Raw genomic sequence first — 16,993 nt, 5'->3', positions numbered from 1 at the left:
GGCTCCCCGATGAGGCCGGCCGTCTTTCCGAACAACGACGCACGCACGCTGTCCGACGACGGCGACGCGTTGCACTTCTGTTCGACCTGCGCTTTCTCCCAGGCCTGCATGGACCAGGGCATGGACAAGAGTGCGTTGGGCGACCTCCATGTGCTGGTCGAGCATTACGGTCCGCTGGCCCCGGGAGACCACATTTTCCGCGAGGGCGATCGTTTCGATGCCATCGCGGCCGTGCGCGCGGGCACGGTGAAGACCTACGTGGTCGATCCGGACGGGCAGGAACACGTCCTCGGGTTCCATCTTCCCGGCGAGATCATCGGCCTCAACGGCATCGACGGCGAACACTACCCGTGCAATGCCGTCGCCCTCGACACCGTCATGCTGTGCCGCTTCTCGTTCCCGAAGATGGCGGTCCTCGCCGCGCGGATGCCCGGGCTGCAGCGCCAGTTGTTCCGCCTGCTCAGCCGCGACATCGGCCGCGCGGAGTTGTTGGCGGCCGATTGGTCGGCGGACCAGCGGATGGCCGCGTTCCTGGTGGGGCTGTCGCAACGCCTGCAGTCCCGGGGATTTTCCGCCCGCCGCTTCCAACTCTCGATGCCGCGCACCGACATCGGCAACTACCTGCGCCTCGCACCGGAGACCGTGAGCCGCGTGTTGCGCCGGTTCCACCAGGAGCAGCTGGTGCGCGTGGATGGCCGCGAACTCGAACTGCTCGACGCCGACGCCCTGCACGCCCTGGCCGCGCCCGTCCTCAGGAATTGACCTGTCCCGCGGCGCGGCGGCTTGACCTGGGTCAAGGCGGCCGTGAGCGCCCGCGACCAGCATGTCTCCCAAACTCAAGGGAGGCGTTATGGAGAACACGCGGAAGCTGTGGTTGGGCTTGGCGGCGCTGTTGATCGCGTCGTTCGCGGTGTTGCTGTGGGCGGGTGGGGAAATCTTCCGTGCGGCGCCGCCGATACCGGAGCGCGTCGTCGATGCCACGGGCGCGACGGTGTACACGCGCCACGACATCGAACGCGGCCGCCAGGTCTGGCAATCGATGGGCGGCATGCAGCTGGGCTCGATCTGGGGCCACGGGGGCTACGTTGCACCGGACTGGAGCGCCGACTGGCTGCATCGCGAAGCGGTTGCGATGCTGGACCAGTGGGCGCGCGCCGAGGGCAGCGCCGGATACGAACGATTGTCCGCCGAACGGCAGGCCGCGCTGCGCGGAAGATTGCAGGCGCAATTTCGCCGGAATACCTACGACGCGTCCAACGGCGTGATCACGTTGACGCGCGAGCGCGTCGTCGCGCTGTCCAACGTGGCCGCGCACTACGAGAGTCTCTTCGGCAACGATCCGGCCACCGCGAAATTGCGCGAAGCCTACGCAATGAAGGAGGGCACGGTGCCCGATGCGGCGAACCGGCGTTCGCTGACGGCCTTCTTCTGGTGGACGGCGTGGGCCGCGGGCACCGAGCGCCCGGGCGCCGGAAATGTCGCGACCGAAGCAGGCACCGCGTCGAAGCAAGTCACCTACACCAACAACTGGCCCAGCGAACCCTTGCTGGGCAATACGCCTCCGCCGTCGATGTGGGTCTGGTCGGCCTTCAGCGTGCTGTTCCTGATCGCGGGCATCGGCTTGCTCGGCTGGCACCACGCGCGGACGCATGCACGTGGCGAGAAGCCGCACGCGATTCCTGCGAGCGATCCGATGGCCGCGCTGCGCGTGACGCCGTCGATGCGCGCCACGGCGAAGTACTTCTGGGTCGTGCTCGCGCTGTTCCTCGTGCAGATCCTGCTCGGCGCGATGACGGCGCACTACCAGGTGGAAGGCCAGCAGGCCTACGGCTTCGCACTCTCGGACATCCTGCCGTACTCGATCACGCGCACCTGGCACACGCAGTTGGCGGTGTTTTGGATCGCCGTTGCGTGGCTGGGCACGGGCCTGTACATCGCACCGGCGATGTCCGGCCACGAGCCGCGGTTCCAGCGCTTCGGCGTGAACGCGCTATGGGTCTGCCTGCTGGTCATCGTGGTCGGCGCGTTCGCGGGCCAATGGCTGGCGGTGATGCAGAAGCTCGGGCTCGACCTGAATTTCTGGTGGGGCCACCAGGGCTGGGAATACGCGGACATGGGCCGCTTCTGGCAGTGGTTCCTGTTCGTCGGCCTGCTGCTGTGGCTGACCCTCGTTGGTCGCGCGTTGTGGCCGGTGTTGCGCGGTCCACGCACCGACACCAAGGCGATCGTCGCGTTGTTGTTCCTCTCCACCGTGTGCATCGGCCTGTTCTTCGGCGCCGCGCTGATGTGGGGCGAGCACACGCACATCTCCGAAGTCGAATACTGGCGGTGGTGGTTGGTGCACCTGTGGGTGGAGGGGTTCTTCGAAGTCTTCGCCACCGCGGTGATGGCGTTGATCTTCACGCGCCTGGGCCTGGTCGAGGCGAAATCCGCGACGACGGCCGTGCTGTTCGCCACGATCATCTTCATGACCGGCGGCGTGCTGGGCACGTTGCACCACCTGTACTTCGTCGGCACGCCCACCGCCGTCGTGGCACTGGGCGCGAGCTTCAGCGCGCTGGAAGTCGTGCCGCTGGCCTACATCGGCTTCGAGGCGTACCACACCTTCAAGCTGGGCAAGGCCGTGCCGTGGATGGCGCGCTATCGCTGGCCGATCCTGTTCTTCGTCGCGGTGTCGTTCTGGAACCTGGTCGGCGCGGGGCTGTTCGGCTTCCTGATCAATCCGCCGCTGTCGCTGTACTACATGCAGGGTCTCAACCTGACACCGCTGCACGGCCACACCGCGTTGTTCGGTGTCTACGGCATGCTCGGCATCGCGTTGATGCTCTTCTGCATGCGCGGGCTGCGGGGGCAGATGGCGTGGGACACGCGTGCGTTGAAGGTGGCCTTCTGGTGCTTCAACATCGGCCTGTCCCTGATGGCGCTGCTCACCTTGCTGCCCCTCGGCATCATGCAATTGCTCGCGGCCATCGAACATGGCTACGCGTATGCGCGCTCGGCGGAGTTCATGCAGCGGCCGATCGTCGACATGCTGGTGTGGATGCGCGTCCCGGGTGACACGATCTTCAGCGTCGGCGCCCTGGCGCTGGCGTGGTTCATGTTCCGCCTGTGGGTCGCGCCGAAGCGCCTGCCGGTGGCGGAAGGCGTGACGGACAGGGAGGGCTGAAGCATGGGCGAAGCCGCATCGCAGGCGCGCGCGAACCTCTCGCCGCGCCTGTTGCTCCAGGCCCCGCATCGGATGATGTTCTTCATCGGTGCGGGCAACCTGTTGCTGGCGATGGCGTGGTGGGCCGCGTGGCTGGTTTCCGCGCGTTGGTCCGAATGGCTGCGAATGCCGCAGCCCACGCCCTACGCCGGCTGGCTGCATGCGATCGTCATGCAATACCAGGTGCTGGCGAGCTTCGTCTTCGGCTTCCTGCTCACGGTGTTCCCGCGCTGGATGGGCTTGCCCGACTTGCGGCGCGCGCGTTACATCCCGGTGGGCGTCGGCGTGTTCGGCGGCCAGTTCGCAACGCTCCTCGGGGCCTGCGGATGGTCCCCGGGGATCGTGGTCGGCGCGGCGCTGACCCTCGCGGGCTGGACGTGGGCGCTTGCGAATCTCGCTTGGCTCGTCAAACGGGAACGCGGCACCACGTGGCACGCGCGTTCCTGCCTCGCCGCGCTCACGCTGGGTGCGGTCGGGCTCGGCGCGTGGACGGCGTTCGTCCTGGGTGCATCGCCGATCTGGGCGTTCGTCGCGATCAAGATCGGGACGTTCGGATTCCTGCTGCCGATGTACCTCACCGTCGCCCATCGCATGTTTCCGTTTTTCGCAAGCAATGCCGTCGCCGGTTACGTGCCCTGGCGTCCGCTTTGGTTGCTCGCGACGGCGTGGATGTTCGTTGCCTTGCACCTGGGGCTCGAACTCCTCCACGCCTACGCATGGCTGTGGATCGCGGACCTGCCCCTGCTGGCCTGCGCCGTGGTCATGTGCGTGCGGTGGTGGCCGATCGGCCCGCAACCGGCGTTGCTGCGCGTGCTGTTCATCGGGCTGGCGTGGTTGCCGATCACCTTCATCCTCTATTCGGCGCAGAGCCTCGTGTATGCGACGACGGGCGAGTTCACGCTGGGTCGCGCGCCGGCGCACGCGTTGTTCATCGGCTTCTTCGGCAGCGTGCTGGTCGCGATGGTGACGCGCGTGACGCAAGGGCATTCGGGCCGCCCGTTGCAGATGCCTGCGGCGGCGTGGTTCGCCTACGGCACGTTGCAGCTCGTGGCGATCGTTCGCGTGTATTCGGAACTCGATGCGGATCCGATGCGCTGGCACGTGGTGGCGGCCATCGGCTGGATCGTGGCGCTGGTCCCGTGGATCGCGCGCCTGGGCCGCATCTATGTCACCGCGCGTATTGACGGGAAGCCCGGATGATCGCGTTCTATCCGCAGATCAAGGCCTTCCACGTGTTCATCGCGCTGCTCAGTGGCACGTTGTTCGCGTTGCGCGGCGGCTTCGCATTGGGCGGTGCGCGCTGGCCGTACGCGGGGCCGGTGCGCTGGACGAGTTGGGCCATTGATACGGCCTTGCTCACGGCTGCACTGATGTTGCTCACCGTGTTGCCGCGCTCGGTGTTCGGCAACGGCTGGCTTGCGGTCAAGCTCGTGCTGATCGTCACCTACATCGCGCTGGGCACCATCGCATTGAAGCAGGCGCGCCTCCACCGGAGGCGCGGCGCGATCGGTTACGTCGCGGCATTGCTCGCGTTCGGCGCGATCTACGCCACGGCGCGCGCGCACGATCCGCTCGGCATGGTGCGCTGGTGGCTGTCATGACGACCGAGCGCGCGTGGATCGGCAGCGCGATGGCGGCGCTGCGCCAGGAACAGGCGCGCTCGGCCGACACGCACTTGCTCCGGCTGGACTTGCCCGCGTTCCCGGGGATCGCGTTCTACTTGAAGGACGAGGCCTCGCATCCGACCGGCAGCCTGAAGCACCGCCTCGCGCGTTCGTTGTTCCTGTATGCGTTGTGCAATGGCCGCCTGCACCGGGGCCAGACCGTCGTCGATGCATCGTCCGGCAGCACGGCGATCTCCGAGGCGTGGTTCGCGCGCCTGTTGGGCCTGCCGTTCGTCGCGGTGATGCCGGCGTGCACCGCGCCGCGCAAGATCGCCGACGTGCGCGCGCTGGGAGGCACGTGCGACCTGGTCGACGATCCCGCCGCGGTCCACGACCGCGCGCGCTGGCACGAACAACGCGGTGCCTGCCACCTGGATCAATTCGGATTGGCCGAGCGCGCCACCGACTGGCGCGGCAACAACAACATCGCGGAGTCGCTGTTGGCGCAGATGGCGCACGAGCCCGACGCCGAGCCGGCGTGGGTGGTGTGCGGCGCCGGAACGGGCGGCACGTCGGCGACGATCGGCCGCTACCTGCGCTATCGCGGATTGCAGACGCGCCTGTGCGTCGCCGAGCCTGCAGGCAGCGCCTTCGCCGAAGGATGGCGCACGCGCGATCGGAAGGCGACTGCCTCGCGCAGCACCGTCATCGAAGGGATCGGACGGCCGCGCGTCGAACCGGGGTTCGTGTTCGAGGTCGTGGACCACGTCATCGAAGTCGAGGACGCGGACTCCATCGCGGGCATGCACGCGCTGGAAGGCTTGCTCGGGCGTCGCTACGGCGGTTCGTCCGGCACGAACTTCATCGCGTGCCTGCGCCTGGCCGCGCGGATGCGCGCGCGCCGCGTGCACGGCAGCATCGTCGGCTTGCTGTGCGACCGCGGCGAGCGCTACGACGAAACGTTGTACTCGACCGCATGGTTGCGCGAGCGCGGCATCGCGCCGCCGGTGCTGCCGGCCGAGCTGGACGACGCGCTCAGCGCGACCACTCGAGCTGGAACCACAATTTCGTCGTATCCTGCGCGAAGCCGTCCGCCGCGTAGTCCGCGTACTTGACGAGCCCCTTGACGCGCTTGCCAACGGGGAAGCCGAGCGACGCATTCCACTCCGAGCCGTAATCGCCGCCGATGTCCGCGTCGTAGCGATGCCAGGCGACTTGCCATTCGAGCGTGCCGGCGCGCGCCGCGCCTTCGAGCGCGAGCCAGCGATCGTCGAGGCCGCCCGGCGGCGTCGCGTTGAACTTGTCGGCCCAACCGTTGAAGGCGTGCAGGCTGGCGAGCGGCGTCTGCAATGCATGGGCCCCGTTGCCACCCAGGTGTTCCCACCCCAGTCGCCCGGTGGCCTGCGCGAACGTCCACGCCGGCTCGATCCTCCAGTACGAATGCGCGAAGTGCAACGGGTTGTCGGCGTAGTCGCGTTGCAGGGCGTATTCCGCCGCGATCGACGGACCCGTCGTCTGCGGCTTGCGCGTCGTCGAGACCCGCAGGCCCGAGGTGGCGGTGGAGGCGGTGCGCACGTCCAGGTCGTCGTGCAACAACGCAAAGGCCTGCCACTGCCACGTCGCACCGCTCGCCCATTGCAGCCAGAACGCATGCGTCGACAGGTTGCGTTCGCGCGCCAGCGGATCGATCGCGCGATCGCCGGCGACGCGATGGACGCGATCGAACCAGGCGTAACGCACGTCGAGCTGGTCGCGCACGTGCCACTGCAGCGACAGCGCATCGAAGGTCTGCTCGTTCTGTCGCCAACCGCTGTTGCCGACCCAGCGCTGGTTGCCGAAGGTCACGCGCTGGCGACCCAGCGTTGCCTGCTTGCCGCCGCGCTTCCACGCCACCCAGGCCTGGTTCCACTCGGCGCCCTCGGGATCGACGATCGCAGGCAAGGTGCGGCGCCCGTTGGCGCCATCGTCGTGCGCGCCACCGGCCACGATGCCTTCGCCCTCGATGAGCGCGGACCATTCGTCGGACCACACGAACTTCGCGCCGAGGCGCAGACGCAACGTCGTGGCGTCGGCGTCGTGGAGGAAGGCGTGGTCCTCCACGTGCTCGTTGCGCAGGCGCACGTTCCACTCGGCCGACACCTGCGCGCACGCGAGGGTCGGTACGGCGAGGAGGAGTGCACAGCCACCGCGGAACATGTTCATCCAGGCCGTCCGGACAGGGAGTTGGCGGCAATCTCGCCGTTCCCCCTGGCCTCGGCCATGACCCAGGTCAAGGGACATCGTGCCGCCCTGCAAAGCCGCTTGCGCTTGATCCAGGTCAGGGCCACCCCGGCGCACCGGGCAGAGACTACGCCCGCAAATCTCCTTCCAACGGATGACCGGGGAAACACCATGAAAGACGTAACCCTCTATGCGCTTGTCTCTGCTTTGCTGCTCGCCGCCGCGCTTGCCGTGGCCGGACTGGTGGCTACTGCAGAGGCATCCGTTCCGCGATCCGCGAGTGCGCCAGCCGCGGACGAGATTCCGGCGCCGCACGCGATGTCTGTTCCGTTCTGACGACCGCCAGCAAACAAGGAGTCGGGAGATGATCAAGCGCTTCGCACGCGTTTTCGTGGTGGCTGCCTGCGTTGCAGCCGCTGCAGGTTGCGGCGGCAAGGAGAAGGCGGTCGATGGTGAAAAGCCCGTCGCCACCGAATCCGGTGGCTCGCTCAAGGGCGACCTCGGCCCACCCCAGGGCCCCGATGTCCGTGCGGTGCTGACGACGCCGCCGATGGTGCCGCCCGCCACGGGCCGCAAGACGCCCGCGCGGGTCATCGTCGAACTGGATGTCATCGAAAAGGAAATGCCGATTTCCGAAGGCGTGACCTACACGTTCTGGACGTTCGGCGGAACGGTGCCGGGCAGCTTCATCCGCGTGCGGCAAGGCGACACGGTGGTGTTGCACCTGCGCAACATGCCGCACAGCAAGATGCCGCACAACATCGACCTGCATGGCGTGACCGGACCGGGCGGCGGTGCTGCATCGAGCTTCACCGCGCCGGGCCACGTCTCGCGCTTCACGTTCAAGGCGCTCAATGCGGGGCTGTTCGTCTATCACTGCGCGACCGCGCCGGTGGGCATGCACATCGCCAACGGGATGTACGGCCTGATCCTGGTCGAACCGCCGGAAGGCATGCCGAAGGTCGACCGCGAGTACTACGTGATGCAGGGCGACTTCTACACGACGGGCAAGTACCGCGAGAAAGGCCTCCAGCCCTTCGACATGGAGAAGGCGATCGACGAGCGTCCGACGTACGTTTTGTTCAATGGCATGGAAGGCGCACTCACCGGCGACAAGGCGCTCACGGCGAAGACCGGCGAAACCGTGCGGTTGTACGTCGGCAACGGCGGTCCCAATCTCGTCTCGAGCTTCCACGTGATCGGCGAGATCTTCGACAAGGTGTGGTTCGAGGGCGGCACGCGGTTCCAGGAGAACGTGCAGACCACGCTGATCCCCGCGGGCGGCGCGGCGATCATGGACTTCCACATCGAGGTCCCGGGCAGTTACGTGCTCGTCGATCATTCGATCTTCCGCGCGTTCAACAAGGGCGCACTCGCGATCCTGAAAGCCGAAGGCCCCGAGCGGAAGGACATCTACTCCGGCAAGGAAGTCGATGCGATGTACATCGGCGACCGCGCCAGTGCGAACCTTTCGGCCGTGAGCCAGGCCACGACGGCCGCGAAGACCGGCGCGCTGACGGCCGAGGACCAGGTCAAGGCAGGTGAAGCCCTCTTTGCCGGCACGTGTTCGACCTGCCACCAGGCGAACGGGCAGGGCATGCCGGGCGTGTTCCCGCCGCTGGCGGGTTCGGACTTCATCGCAGCGGACCCGAAGCGCGTGCCTTCGATCATCCTGCATGGCCTGGTCGGCAAGGTCACCGTCAACGGCAAGGAGTACAACTCCAACATGCCGCCGATGAGCCAGCTCACCGACGACGAAGTGGCGAACATCGCCACGTACGTCCTCAACAGCTGGGGCAATCCGGGTGGGCGCGTGACCAAGGAAGAAGCAACCGCCTTGCGCGCCGCCAAGCCCGCCACGGCGTCCGAAGGACATTGAGATGCGTGCAGTGGTCGCCGGCGCGTGGGCGTTGACCTGTCTTGCCACGTTCGCGGTGGCGGCTGGCAACGCCGCGCCGGGCTACGCAGGACTGCCCGGTGGCACGTTCAAGTCTGCGCTCGCGTACGAGGATGCGAAGCAGGGCGTCCGGATCGCGCCGTTTTCGCTCATGCGCAAGCCGGTCACCAACGGCGAGTTCCTCGCGTTCGTGCGCGCGCACCCGGAGTGGCAGCGTGGTCGCGCACCGAAGATCTTTGCCGAGGGCCGGTACCTCGAACACTGGCAGGGACCGACCACGCTCGGCGATCGCGCACTGCCGGAGCAACCGGTGACCTGGGTCAGCTGGTTCGCCGCCGACGCCTACTGCGCGTCGGTCGGCGCGCGGTTGCCGAGCTGGAACGAATGGGAATACGCGGCGGCTGCCGACGAAACGCGCCGTGATGCGCGCAACGATCCCGCGTGGCGGGAACGCATCCTCGCGTGGCAATCGCGCCCGTCCGACGCCGCGCTTCCGCGTGCAGGATTGCAGGCACCGAATGCTTACGGGCTCCAGGACATGCATGGCCTGGTGTGGGAATGGACGGACGACTTCGCGTCGCTGCTCGTCTCCGGCGACGACCGCAACCAGGGCGATGCCGATCGGAACAAGTTCTGCGGCGCGGGGGCGCTGTCGACGGACGACCGCGACAACTACGTGGTGCTGATGCGCGTTGCGATGCTTTCGTCGCTGGAGGCACGCGATGCCACGGCCAACCTCGGATTCAGGTGTGCAAGGAGTGTTCGATGAAACACCTGCGGGCGATGGCGACCTGCGTCGCGCTGCTGTTTGCATCGATCGGCGCAGCCCAGGCCGGCACGCCTGCAGCGCGGCCGGCCGATTCGGTGTACCAGTTATCGGTGCCGCTCACCGACGCACGCGGCAAGACGCAGGACTGGCGCGCGCTGGAGGGCAAGCCGCGCATCGTCGCGATGTTCTACACCTCCTGCCCGTACATGTGCCCGCTGATCGTGGAGTCGGCCAAGGCCGTCGTCCACGCGCTGCCGGCCGCCGAACGCGAACGCGTGGGCGTGGTGCTGATCAGCCTCGACCCGGCGCGCGACACGCCGGCCGTGCTGCGTGACACGGCGACCAAGCGCAATATCGACACGACGCGCTGGCTCGTCGCCGCGCCTGCGCCAGCCGACGTGCGCAAGATCGCCGGCGTCCTCGATGTGCGTTATCGCCGACTGGCCGACGGCAACTTCAACCACACCAGCGCGCTGGTCCTGCTGGACGCGAAAGGGCGCATCGTCGCGCGCACCGAGCAGGTGGGGCCGGAGCCCGATGCGGCTTTCCTGTCGGCCGTGCGCGCGCAGCTGGCGAAGTAGCGTCCTCCCGCGGTGTAGTCGCGGCGAGGTCCGTAACCACCTCGCAACTCTCGATACCGATCGATTGGGTGCGAGTGTCGCGGGAGTCGCGCTCGGCAACACATCAGCGGCCACACCTTCACACGCCATCCACGTAATCCAACGTTCTCTAAATGCGTGCCATGGCTGCGGCGAAAAGGCCGCTATATTCCAATTCCCCGAACAAGGAGGATTGGACATGTTGACGACCAAGCAACCTCTCGCGATGGTGCGTACGCTCGGCCTGGCCATCGTCGCCACCGTGGGTCTTGCCAGCTGCGCCACCTACGACGATGAGTTCGCGACGATCAATTCGCGCCTGGATCAACTCGACACGAAGGTGCAGGGCGCCGCCCAGAGCGCCGAAGCGGCCAATCAATCGGCTCAGCAGGCCAACCAACGGCTGGATACCATTGAGAGCCGTGTCCAGGCGCTCGAAACGGCGCCGAAACGCAAGCCGCGCGGTTGATCGCTTGACCAACGGGCGACGAACGGTTCTGGCCGCTGCTGGTGCGCTCACGCTCGCGATCGCGAGCTTGGGCGTCGCCAGCGCGCAGGAGGTCGTCGCGCAACCGGTCGCGGCAGTCGACCAGCTTCCGCGTGGCCAGGAGGTCTCCCGAACGGTGATCGAGCTCGCGGGCTGGGTCGTCGCGTCCAAGGACAGTCAGGGCTATCCGTTCGCGGTCATCGACAAGGCCTCCGCACAGATCCTGGTGTTCGGCGGCGACGGCCGGCTTCGCGGCGCGGCACCGGGTCTCTTCGGCTCGGCGATCGGCGATCACGTGGCCCCCGGCATCGCCGGTCTTGCGCTTCGCGAGATTCCCGGCCGTGATCGCACGACGCCCGCGGGGCGCTTCGTGGGCGGTTTCGGGCCATCGGTCGACGCCGGACGCGTGCTGTGGGTGGACTACGATTCGGCGATCTCTATCCACCCGACGGCGACGGGTGTCCCGGCCGAGCGACGCGTGGAACGCCTGGCATCGCCTTCGCCGGGCGACAACCGCGTCACGCATGGCTGCATCAACGTCTCGCCCGAGTTCTACGAGCAGGTCATCCGTCCCACGTTTGAGCGGGGTGGCGTGTTCTACATCCTGCCGGACACGGCGTCGCTGGCGGAGACATTCCCGGAGTTCGTGCACGCTCGCGAGACTGCGGAAGGAAACGAGGGGAAACGCGGGCAGCGCGCGCGCGAGTGAATGGCGCGGCGGCGCGTTGCCGTGATGGTGCGAGGCAGCGCAACCCGGCGTCCGCTTCGGGCCGGTTCCACAGCCCCGATTCCGTAACACGATCGCGGCTAAGGCGTCATCGACGCATTAGCCATTGGCTGCATGCTGCGCACGATCAGCAAGCCCAGCAGCGGGATGCCGATGGCGTAGATGTATTGCGTTCGCGACACGCCGATGCCGAAGGGGAACCAGATGCCCGGCACGCCGATGGGATCCAGCAGTTCGCCGCCGAACAGCCCGGCCACGACCGAAGCGAGTGCGAAAAGCGCCAGGACGCGTGTCGGGCCTTCGCGGATCACTCGCACGGCGATGACGACGAACAGCACGATCGCGCCGAACCGGGCGACGCTTGTCCAATGGGGTGAATCGATCAGGACGCCGACGAGTCCGACAACCCCCAGCACGACGGCCAGCACATCGATGCTTCGCCGCGAAGGGACGCACCAGCGGTTCCACGCCAGCGCCCAAGCCACCATCGTCGGCGCCCACATGACCGACGCGAGGCGCGCATAGGTCGTCAGGGCCTGCAGGTCGGTCGACGCGACGATCGCATTGTTCAGTCGCCTCGCTGCGGTGAGTGCGAGGGCAATGCACGCAAACACCAGGAACCCCTTGCGGCGACTGCGCGGCCAGCAGCCGAGCGCCAGGCCAATGAGCGCCAGCATGCCGATCGGCTCGATCACGTCGACGACGTAACCCGCAATGGTCCTTTCCCATTGCGCCCGGTGAAGCGCGACGCCCGTTGCCTGCGGCGCAAGGATTGGCGCGCTGTGCATGCCGCCGCCGTCCGGGCTGGCTGCGGTGCCGGGCAGCATGTAAGTCCGGATGGCCAGCATGCCGCGGGTTCCCGCCGCACCTGCGGGAAGCACGAACCGCAGCGGACGGGTTCCCACGACGCGTGGATGGAGACCGAGCCTGCCCGATCCGCCAAGCCGCTCGCCGTTCCAATACAGTTCGTAGCCATCCTCGACCAGGGTGGGGCCGAGGATCTCCCACGTGGCCGGCGCGGCGGGCACCGTCACCGCGCGTCGGTACCAGGCGTAGCCGTGATACCCGGGATGGCCGTGCGCCATCCAGCCGCCCACGTAGTCGGGCAGTCCCACGTCGCCGTCATGGCTGCCTGGCAACGGTGTCATGTCGATCACCTGCCATCCGGCGTCGTCCATGTCGGCATCCGCCCAGCGGGGATCGTCACCGGTGTGGAATCGCCACGCACCATCCAGTAGGGTGGCCGCCGCGCGTAGCGCGACCGGGTCGGGACGGCCGCCGATCGCCAGGACGACGACCGAAAGCGCCATTGCCACCAGCGTCGCGATGACGATGGCGATCAGCAGTTTGCGTTGCATGGTGTCCATCGGCGGCGACGTCGAGGCCATGGCTACTGCGCGCCGAGTTTCTCGCGCAGGTCATCGACCAGGCGCTTTCGACTGCTGCGTGCATATTCCAGCGGCGAGAACGGCATCGCTGCCTGCGCATACTGGTCGATGAGCAGGCCCACGCGCGCCTTGCCCTCTGCCGAAGACCATTCGCCTTCGTCGTTGCTCAACGTGTTGAGTGCCTCCTGCAGGACTTCCTTCCGCGCGATCGACATTTCGGACGACGGGTCTGCGACACAAAGACTGTAGATCCCGTCCAGGAACGCCTCCCAGGCTTCCGCGGTCCGCGCCCCGATGCCTTCCGCGCGCAGCTGGCCTGCGTCGGTGAAACTGTCGGCCAGGCGGAAAATGGTGCGATCGCATTCGCGCAAGGCCAATGCGAAGTTGTGCTGGAATCGCGCCTTCAGCGCGTGATGCGCTTCGCGGGCACCGAGTCGTTCGCGGGCCTCCAGCGCGCGTGCAACCCAGGTTGCATTCGCGGGATGGAAGTAATCGCCCGGTGTTGCCGCGCCCGCCGGGAATTCGCCGAATGCCTTGGACAGCAGGCGTCCCTCCGCGGAGACCGAGTACGAGGGCGCAGGGACGAGTCGTTCGTCGACAAGCCGGTACAGCGCATCAGGTGCGATTGAACAGTCCGCTGCCAACTGCGGGGCAGTGCGGAAGTTGCGTTCAAGGTAGGTCGCAATATCGCCCATGACGTGTGCGCTGCCCTCTCGTTGACCCATCGGTGTCACACCATCACCCGTCCGCCGGCGACGTCGAGCACGATGCCGGTGATCCAGGACGAGGCATCGCTGAGCAGGAACAGTGATGCCTCGGCGATGTCGTCCGGCGTACCCAGGCGACCCAGGGGAAATGCGCGCAACATCTGCGCCCGCCGTTCCGGTTGAAGCGTCGCTTGCGTGCGCTCCGTCAGCACTGCGGACGGGGAAATGCAGTTCACCCGCAAGCCTCCGGGGCCGGTCTCCTGCGCCAGATGGCGCGTGAGCATGATGACGCCGGCCTTCGCCGCCCCATAGCCCGCAGGTGCACCCGACGCCATGCGGCCGCCCGCGGACGCCATCGTCAGGATGCCGCCGCTGCCGCGCGCCAGCATGCCGGGCAGGAAGCACTTGATGGTGAAGAACGTGGACGTCAGGTTGTTGTCGATGCTGGAGCGCCAATCTTCCTCGCTGACGTCCTGTACCGGCACCGGTTTGCCGGTACCGCCACCGGCGAAGGCCAGGACGAAGTCGGGTGCACCGAATTGCGCGTGGACCGCGTCGCGCATGCGCTCGACCTGCGCCAGGTCCGAGCAGTCGGCCGGAACGGCGATCGCTTCCACGCCCAGTGCCTGGACGGCGGCGAGACTGGCCTGCAAGGCCGCGACATCACGCCCGTTGATCGCCAGGCGCACGCCGTTGCGCGCCAGCGCGAGACAGGTGGCGGCGCCGATCCCGCGGGAGCCACCGGTCACGACCGCCACCTTGCCCCGCAAATCGGGGAAAACAGGGGCCACGCTCTCGGGCCCGGCAACAGCGTCAGGATTTGTCATAGGTCCTTGCTTCAATGTTGTGGTGGTCCAGGTCGTGGAAGTACAACGCGTCTCCCCAGCCGCGTGCGCCGTATTGGCGTGCCACGCGACCGTCGCGGACGAAGGCGGAACTGCCAAAGGCAACGCCGGACGCCTGCAGCCGTTCGCGCACGGTGTCGAACGCCTGCCGGCCGAGGCTGAAGGCGAGGTGCATCGTGTCCTTCGGCGCTTCGGCCAGCAGATCGATCACGCAATCGTCGTTGATGCGCAGCACCTCGAAGGGTGGTGCGCGCTCGTGTTCCAGGGCCAGGATTTGCCGATAGAAGCGCACGGAGGCTGCAGGATCGGCGACGCGCAGGATCAGATGGTCCATCTGCAGCATGGGCTTCTCGTCAAGGTGCGCAACGGCAGGTGGGATCGCCAGGGAATGCTGGATAGTCTAGGCAGCGCCCATCGCGAACGCAGTCAACGATGCGGTATGCCCGTCATTCAAAACCGTATGGACAGATGCGATGTCGATCAATTGGGATGACCTGAAAGTCGCGCTTGCCATCGTCCGCCACGGAACGCTGAGCGCCGCCGCGCGCGCATTGGGCACGACACAGCCAACGGTGAGTCGCCGGCTCGACGCACTGGAACGCAGCCTGCAGGCGAAGCTGTTCGATCGCGAGGCTGGCGGGTTGCGGCCCACGGCGCTGGTGCTCGCACTGGTCGGCGGCCTGGAACAGATGGACGCGGGCGCGTTTTCGATCCAGCGGCAGGTGGCGGCGCGCGACACCGGGCTCAGCGGCGAGATCCTCGTGACCAGCCTCGACTGGCTGGGGGACGACGTAATCGCGCCGATGCTGGCGCGGTTCGGCGCTGCACATCCGGGCGTGCAGATCGAGTTGATCAACGGGACGCGTGTGTTCAACCTGGCCCGCGGCGAGGCGGATCTTGCCTTTCGTTTCGGATCGTTCGAACAGGAAAACCTCATCGAGCGTCGCGTGGGCGAAGTCGCCTATGCGCTCTACGCATCCACGGAATACCTGCAACAGCATGGAACGCCGGATGTCGGCGACGGCTTTGAAGGTCACCGCCTCGTCTATCTCGATCGCGCCGCGGGTGAAGTGCCGCACGAAGCCTGGTTGCCGGCGCTGGCGCGTCACGCGCGCATCGTGCTGCGTTCGAATGGGTTGCGCGCACACATGGCGGCCGTGCGCGATGGCGTGGCAATGGCGGTGTTGCCCTGCCTGCTTGCGGACCGGGAGCCACGGCTGCGTCGCGTGGCATTGCCACATCCGGCGCCGGTGCGATGGGTGCGCGTGGGCTTCCATTCCGACATGCGCGACACCCCACGCATTCGCGCCCTGGTGGATCATGTCGTGGGGGAGTTCGAGCTGTTGGGGGCGTGTCTGAATCCGAAGCAGTGAGGCAGCATCCGATGCAGGCTTTGGATCCGCCGCACATTGCGGGTTCGCTGGCGGGCGTAGAATCCCGCCCATGCCGCTCCGCAACCTCGCCCGCCTCGCGCTGCACCTGGTCCTCGTCGCTTCGATGAGCCTGGCCGGGGTCGTGGCGCCCGTGGTCGCGGCGCAGGAGGCGATCGCCAGCCTCCCTGCGCCGGCCGTGCCGGCGGTGGCGATGGACATGCCGTGCGACCACATGGACGCGATGCAGCAGGCGCCCGCCACGGATCCTTGCGCGAAGGCGCATTGCAGCCTCGCGGCATGCCTGGGCGCCGCGGCGTGCTTGCCGGCGATGGCGCGCGTCTCCGCACACGTTCCGGTGCCGGATCGCTTCGTCACCATCGATGTGCTGTTCGTGCCCTCGCGCGTCCTCGAGACGCCACTCCGGCCGCCCATCGCCTGATCCCTCCGAAGTGATCCGCGGGCGCTGCGTGCGCCCGACGCCGCCGCGTGCGGCTTCCATGGAGCGATGGCATGAACCTGTTGGAACGCTGGGCAGCTTGCTTGCTGCTCGGGCTGTTGCCGCTGGCGGCGACGGCGAAGCCGATCGCGTTCGCGAAAGGCAAGACGCTGATGCTGGAGTGGGGCGCGGGCACGATGTATGAGGCGCAGATGTTCTACGCGCCGCGCTACTGGTATTCGGTCGGTGGCGGGTGGCTGGAACTCGACAGCGAAGACGGGGCGAAGCGACGCAACATCAGCTACCTGCGCGCCAACCTGCTCGCGAAGCGATGGAACCTGCCGGACGCGCAGGCCAACGTCTTCGTGTGGGGCGGCCTCGGGCGCGCGACGGGCAACGATTTCGAAGGACCCGAGCTGTCGCGCAACGTCGGCGTCCAGGCCGACTACGAAACGCGGCGCGTGTATTCGTCGTTCCGGTCCGACCTGCACGATAGCGACCGGTTTTCCCACCGCATCGACACCGTGCAACTCGGGTGGGCGCCGTACGCGCACGATTACGACAAGCTGGCCACGTGGTTCGTCGTCCAGGGGCGCCGCTATACCGGCGGCATCTCCGAAGGCACCGAAACCGCCTTGCTCGTCCGCTTCTTCAAGGGCGGCACGTGGGTGGAATTCGGCGCCACGACCGACGGCAAGGTGCAAGCCATGGCCATGTTCAATTTCTGATTTCCAAG

General features: G+C 67.3%; 19 protein-coding genes. 14 read left to right on the top strand and 5 right to left on the bottom strand.

The window, feature by feature from the left end; genetic code table 11:
* The first annotated feature begins 9 nt into the window (after window positions 1-9).
* The 5 genes from LYSHEL_RS03730 to LYSHEL_RS03710 all read left to right on the top strand — a co-directional run bounded on the left by LYSHEL_RS03730 (window position 10) and on the right by LYSHEL_RS03710 (window position 5,924).
* On the top strand, window positions 10-762 hold the full coding sequence (locus LYSHEL_RS03730) for a cyclic nucleotide-binding domain-containing protein (protein ID WP_213435797.1): 753 nt from the start codon (window positions 10-12) through the stop codon (window positions 760-762).
* An 88-nt stretch (window positions 763-850) separates the two neighbouring features.
* On the top strand, window positions 851-3,166 hold the full coding sequence (locus tag LYSHEL_RS03725) for a nitric-oxide reductase large subunit (protein WP_213435795.1): 2,316 nt from the start codon (window positions 851-853) through the stop codon (window positions 3,164-3,166).
* 3 nt (window positions 3,167-3,169) lie between these two features.
* On the top strand, window positions 3,170-4,405 hold the full coding sequence (locus tag LYSHEL_RS03720; RefSeq protein WP_213435793.1) for an NnrS family protein: 1,236 nt from the start codon (window positions 3,170-3,172) through the stop codon (window positions 4,403-4,405).
* On the top strand, window positions 4,402-4,806 hold the full coding sequence (locus tag LYSHEL_RS03715; protein WP_213435791.1) for a SirB2 family protein: 405 nt from the start codon (window positions 4,402-4,404) through the stop codon (window positions 4,804-4,806). The genes LYSHEL_RS03720 and LYSHEL_RS03715 overlap by 4 nt, the downstream gene beginning before the upstream one ends.
* Entirely contained in the window at window positions 4,803-5,924 is a 1,122-nt protein-coding gene (locus tag LYSHEL_RS03710) for a PLP-dependent cysteine synthase family protein (protein ID WP_213435789.1), read from the top strand. The genes LYSHEL_RS03715 and LYSHEL_RS03710 overlap by 4 nt, the downstream gene beginning before the upstream one ends.
* On the opposite strand, the gene LYSHEL_RS03705 is transcribed toward LYSHEL_RS03710, so the two are convergent.
* The gene (locus LYSHEL_RS03705) at window positions 5,845-7,011 is read right to left on the bottom strand and encodes an alginate export family protein (protein WP_213435787.1); all 1,167 of its coding nucleotides are present in this window, start codon (window positions 7,009-7,011) and stop codon (window positions 5,845-5,847) included. The two genes, LYSHEL_RS03710 and LYSHEL_RS03705, sit on opposite strands and share 80 nt — an antisense overlap.
* A gap of 57 nt (window positions 7,012-7,068) precedes the next feature.
* Here LYSHEL_RS03705 and LYSHEL_RS03700 point away from each other — a divergent pair, with 57 nt between their 5' ends.
* From LYSHEL_RS03700 to LYSHEL_RS03675, 6 genes are all read left to right on the top strand, one after another.
* Entirely contained in the window at window positions 7,069-7,365 is a 297-nt protein-coding gene (locus LYSHEL_RS03700) for a hypothetical protein (protein WP_213435785.1), read from the top strand.
* A gap of 28 nt (window positions 7,366-7,393) precedes the next feature.
* Window positions 7,394-8,908, top strand: a complete 1,515-nt coding sequence (gene nirK / locus LYSHEL_RS03695) for a copper-containing nitrite reductase (protein WP_213435783.1) — start codon at window positions 7,394-7,396, stop codon at window positions 8,906-8,908.
* Window position 8,909: 1 nt separating this feature from the next.
* Complete coding sequence (locus tag LYSHEL_RS03690) at window positions 8,910-9,695, top strand: formylglycine-generating enzyme family protein (RefSeq protein WP_213435781.1); 786 nt, start codon at window positions 8,910-8,912, stop codon at window positions 9,693-9,695.
* Window positions 9,692-10,276 carry an SCO family protein gene (locus LYSHEL_RS03685; RefSeq protein WP_213435779.1) on the top strand — a complete coding sequence of 195 codons (585 nt, stop codon included), beginning with the start codon at window positions 9,692-9,694 and terminating at the stop codon, window positions 10,274-10,276. Before LYSHEL_RS03690 ends, LYSHEL_RS03685 begins: the two co-directional genes overlap by 4 nt.
* 217 nt (window positions 10,277-10,493) lie before the next feature.
* The gene (locus LYSHEL_RS03680) at window positions 10,494-10,763 is read left to right on the top strand and encodes a hypothetical protein (RefSeq protein WP_213435778.1); all 270 of its coding nucleotides are present in this window, start codon (window positions 10,494-10,496) and stop codon (window positions 10,761-10,763) included.
* Between the two features lie 4 nt (window positions 10,764-10,767).
* The gene (locus LYSHEL_RS03675; RefSeq protein WP_244858647.1) at window positions 10,768-11,490 is read left to right on the top strand and encodes a L,D-transpeptidase; all 723 of its coding nucleotides are present in this window, start codon (window positions 10,768-10,770) and stop codon (window positions 11,488-11,490) included.
* Window positions 11,491-11,588: 98 nt separating this feature from the next.
* Here LYSHEL_RS03675 and LYSHEL_RS03670 read toward each other — a convergent pair whose 3' ends face one another.
* Genes LYSHEL_RS03670 through LYSHEL_RS03655 form a run of 4 tightly spaced genes read right to left on the bottom strand, consistent with a single transcriptional unit; the run spans window position 11,589 to window position 14,791 of the window.
* Window positions 11,589-12,866, bottom strand: a complete 1,278-nt coding sequence (locus LYSHEL_RS03670; protein ID WP_244858646.1) for a glycoside hydrolase family 2 — start codon at window positions 12,864-12,866, stop codon at window positions 11,589-11,591.
* A 32-nt stretch (window positions 12,867-12,898) separates the two neighbouring features.
* Window positions 12,899-13,591: a DUF6058 family natural product biosynthesis protein gene (locus tag LYSHEL_RS03665; RefSeq protein ID WP_213435776.1), complete on the bottom strand. Its 693-nt coding sequence runs from the start codon at window positions 13,589-13,591 to the stop codon at window positions 12,899-12,901.
* Between the two features lie 35 nt (window positions 13,592-13,626).
* The gene (locus LYSHEL_RS03660) at window positions 13,627-14,430 is read right to left on the bottom strand and encodes an SDR family NAD(P)-dependent oxidoreductase (protein ID WP_213435773.1); all 804 of its coding nucleotides are present in this window, start codon (window positions 14,428-14,430) and stop codon (window positions 13,627-13,629) included.
* Window positions 14,417-14,791 (bottom strand): VOC family protein, encoded by a 375-nt coding sequence (locus tag LYSHEL_RS03655; RefSeq protein WP_213435771.1) that lies wholly within the window; start codon window positions 14,789-14,791, stop codon window positions 14,417-14,419. The genes LYSHEL_RS03660 and LYSHEL_RS03655 overlap by 14 nt, the downstream gene beginning before the upstream one ends.
* A 130-nt stretch (window positions 14,792-14,921) precedes the next feature.
* On the opposite strand from LYSHEL_RS03655, the gene LYSHEL_RS03650 reads away from it, so the two are divergent.
* From LYSHEL_RS03650 to LYSHEL_RS03640, 3 genes are all read left to right on the top strand, one after another.
* The gene (locus LYSHEL_RS03650; protein ID WP_213435769.1) at window positions 14,922-15,821 is read left to right on the top strand and encodes a LysR family transcriptional regulator; all 900 of its coding nucleotides are present in this window, start codon (window positions 14,922-14,924) and stop codon (window positions 15,819-15,821) included.
* 70 nt (window positions 15,822-15,891) lie between these two features.
* Entirely contained in the window at window positions 15,892-16,260 is a 369-nt protein-coding gene (locus LYSHEL_RS03645) for a hypothetical protein (RefSeq protein WP_213435767.1), read from the top strand.
* Between the two features lie 71 nt (window positions 16,261-16,331).
* The gene (locus LYSHEL_RS03640) at window positions 16,332-16,985 is read left to right on the top strand and encodes a hypothetical protein (RefSeq protein ID WP_213435764.1); all 654 of its coding nucleotides are present in this window, start codon (window positions 16,332-16,334) and stop codon (window positions 16,983-16,985) included.
* The last annotated feature ends 8 nt before the right edge of the window (window positions 16,986-16,993 follow it).

Origin of the sequence: Lysobacter helvus (assembly GCF_018406645.1) — a bacterium.
GTDB classification, from domain to species: Bacteria; Pseudomonadota; Gammaproteobacteria; order Xanthomonadales; family Xanthomonadaceae; genus Noviluteimonas; species Noviluteimonas caseinilytica.
The sequence above is the reverse complement of the archived record's forward strand: the minus strand, read 5'-3'. Positions and strand labels throughout refer to the sequence as shown.

Bases quoted from the DNA above. Each gene is read 5' to 3' on its own strand.
- LYSHEL_RS03715 (WP_213435791.1), top strand. From the start codon at position 4,402: ATGATCGCGTTCTATCCGCAGATCAAGGCCTTCCACGTGTTCATCGCG.
- LYSHEL_RS03655 (WP_213435771.1), bottom strand. From the start codon at position 14,791: ATGCTGCAGATGGACCATCTGATCCTGCGCGTCGCCGATCCTGCAGCC.
- LYSHEL_RS03660 (WP_213435773.1), bottom strand. From the start codon at position 14,430: ATGACAAATCCTGACGCTGTTGCCGGGCCCGAGAGCGTGGCCCCTGTT.
- LYSHEL_RS03650 (WP_213435769.1), top strand. From the start codon at position 14,922: ATGTCGATCAATTGGGATGACCTGAAAGTCGCGCTTGCCATCGTCCGC.
- LYSHEL_RS03690 (WP_213435781.1), top strand. From the start codon at position 8,910: ATGCGTGCAGTGGTCGCCGGCGCGTGGGCGTTGACCTGTCTTGCCACG.
- LYSHEL_RS03720 (WP_213435793.1), top strand. From the start codon at position 3,170: ATGGGCGAAGCCGCATCGCAGGCGCGCGCGAACCTCTCGCCGCGCCTG.
- nirK (WP_213435783.1), top strand. From the start codon at position 7,394: ATGATCAAGCGCTTCGCACGCGTTTTCGTGGTGGCTGCCTGCGTTGCA.
- LYSHEL_RS03670 (WP_244858646.1), bottom strand. From the start codon at position 12,866: ATGCAACGCAAACTGCTGATCGCCATCGTCATCGCGACGCTGGTGGCA.
- LYSHEL_RS03640 (WP_213435764.1), top strand. From the start codon at position 16,332: ATGAACCTGTTGGAACGCTGGGCAGCTTGCTTGCTGCTCGGGCTGTTG.
- LYSHEL_RS03680 (WP_213435778.1), top strand. From the start codon at position 10,494: ATGTTGACGACCAAGCAACCTCTCGCGATGGTGCGTACGCTCGGCCTG.
- LYSHEL_RS03665 (WP_213435776.1), bottom strand. From the start codon at position 13,591: ATGGGCGATATTGCGACCTACCTTGAACGCAACTTCCGCACTGCCCCG.
- LYSHEL_RS03705 (WP_213435787.1), bottom strand. From the start codon at position 7,011: ATGAACATGTTCCGCGGTGGCTGTGCACTCCTCCTCGCCGTACCGACC.
- LYSHEL_RS03645 (WP_213435767.1), top strand. From the start codon at position 15,892: ATGCCGCTCCGCAACCTCGCCCGCCTCGCGCTGCACCTGGTCCTCGTC.
- LYSHEL_RS03710 (WP_213435789.1), top strand. From the start codon at position 4,803: ATGACGACCGAGCGCGCGTGGATCGGCAGCGCGATGGCGGCGCTGCGC.
- LYSHEL_RS03685 (WP_213435779.1), top strand. From the start codon at position 9,692: ATGAAACACCTGCGGGCGATGGCGACCTGCGTCGCGCTGCTGTTTGCA.
- LYSHEL_RS03725 (WP_213435795.1), top strand. From the start codon at position 851: ATGGAGAACACGCGGAAGCTGTGGTTGGGCTTGGCGGCGCTGTTGATC.
- LYSHEL_RS03730 (WP_213435797.1), top strand. From the start codon at position 10: ATGAGGCCGGCCGTCTTTCCGAACAACGACGCACGCACGCTGTCCGAC.
- LYSHEL_RS03700 (WP_213435785.1), top strand. From the start codon at position 7,069: ATGACCCAGGTCAAGGGACATCGTGCCGCCCTGCAAAGCCGCTTGCGC.